Annotated in this window: 1 protein-coding gene; it reads right to left on the bottom strand. The window is 40.7% G+C overall.

Annotated elements, in window-relative coordinates; translation table 11 throughout:
• Positions 1–220: 220 nt before the first annotated feature.
• The gene (locus QOS10_RS09210; protein ID WP_283595181.1) at positions 221–1699 is read right to left on the bottom strand and encodes a glucosaminidase domain-containing protein; all 1479 of its coding nucleotides are present in this window, start codon (positions 1697–1699) and stop codon (positions 221–223) included.
• Positions 1700–1842 lie beyond the last annotated feature (143 nt).

Raw genomic sequence — 1842 nt, 5'->3', positions numbered from 1 at the left:
AAATCCTCCTGTACTGAATCTTATGTCTTCAGTATAGGGGGATTGGTCGACCGCGCCTAGACGTATCGTTATTGACTGCTTACAAAGAAACGACCTTACCGCAGCAAAATATCGCTTTGGCAAGGCCAGCTAATTTTCATTATTTAAAGTGTCAACTTGACAGGGCACAGTACCTTCAAACGTAAGCTGCTTAAAGTTATTTCATTATTATTAATATCCACTAAACTTCACGGTCCCAAGCGTCTAAACCATAGGTCCGAATTATGTTGTTAAGACTGGTTGTATAACTTGGTGCTGTAGCGTAACCATCAAGACGAATTTTATTAGTAACATCCCAAAAATTACGATTCCAAAGCAAATTACGGTAACGAGAATTCTGCGCTAAGAAACGTCCATGGTCAACGATGCTTTCATAATTATTAGCGTAACGCCGGAAAGCAGCGTTGATATAGTAGTAACCACCGCCACCATATTCGGCCGTTCGCATAACAATTGATTGACCATTATAGCTTCCCTTAATACCAAAAAGGTTATGACCAGCAGTTGCCAATTTAGATTGACCCCATGCACTTTCAAGAATTGCTTGTGCGGCAGTCAGTGAAGGCAGAACGCCATACTGTTTCCAACCATCAAGAGCTCCTTGCTTAATGCTAGCTAAAAATGCTTGGTGGCCCGTCATCTGGCTAGTAGCACCACTAGCATTAGCCCAGTAAACATTGCTGCCATCATAAATTGATTCATTGGCAGCCATTGCACAAGAGTCTTTGAAATAATACCAAGTACCATTAATCTTTTGCCAGTTTTTCAACGCCCAAGCATTCTGATTATCGAAATAGTACCAGTTTCCATTTATCTTTTGCCAACCGGTCTGAGCCCAGGCATTCGTTGGATCGAAGTAATACCAGTTCCCGGCACCGGACTGAAACCACCCCTTATCAGCCCAGGTATTAGTTGGATCAAAATAGTACCAATTATTGTTAATTCGCTGCCAATCTTTATCAGCCCAGGCATTCGTTGGATCGAAATAATACCAGTTCCCGGCCTGAGACTGGAACCAGCCCTTATCAGCCCAGGTATTTGTAGGATCAAAATAATACCAATTATTATTAATCTGTTGCCAGCCTTTATCAGCCCAAGCATTTTGATTATTAAAGTAGTACCAATTACCAGCTTGAGATTGGTACCAGCCGGTCTTGGCCGTTCCATCATTGTTAAAGTAATACCAATTCTGGGCAGCCGATTGATACCAGCCAGTATCCGCTACACCATCATCATTGAAGTGGTACCAGCTATTATTAACATTTTGCCAACCTGTTTGAGCGGCGCCATAATTATTTCCTTGGTCAGGATTCAAATAGTAAGTAGCACCATCGATTGTTTGGAGGCCAGTTTCTCGCTGTCCATTTGCATAGTAATACTTATTATTATCTGTAACCTGCCCCCCTTGTTGTTGGACATTGGTGGTCGCTGTGGTGATAGCAGAATTATCAACAGTGGTAGTCTGAGTATCATCCGCATAAGCAGTTCCAGCACTCCACATAGCAATTCCAGCCATCAACGCCATAATTGACAAGGCCTTTTTATGTAAGCTTAATTTATTGTTGCTTTGATCCGATAAAATCTTGATTTCCTCCCAAAACAAATTAAACCAAATTATCATACTATTTTTTAGTATAAAAAATAGTGAGTTTAGTCTCAAGCCATCTCACTATTTATAACTATTTTGTAACTGGAATGTTACTTGTCTGTAAAGAGAAAATTTTTCTTAGGTGGATTATAGAATGAAGTTAGCCACCTAATTGGTGGTAAATGCAAAAACGCCATTCGGCGTGACATCAGGTA

Source organism: Limosilactobacillus galli (assembly GCF_947381495.1).
In the GTDB taxonomy this organism is placed as follows: domain Bacteria; phylum Bacillota; class Bacilli; order Lactobacillales; family Lactobacillaceae; genus Limosilactobacillus; species Limosilactobacillus galli.
The sequence above is the reverse complement of the archived record's forward strand: the minus strand, read 5'-3'. Positions and strand labels throughout refer to the sequence as shown.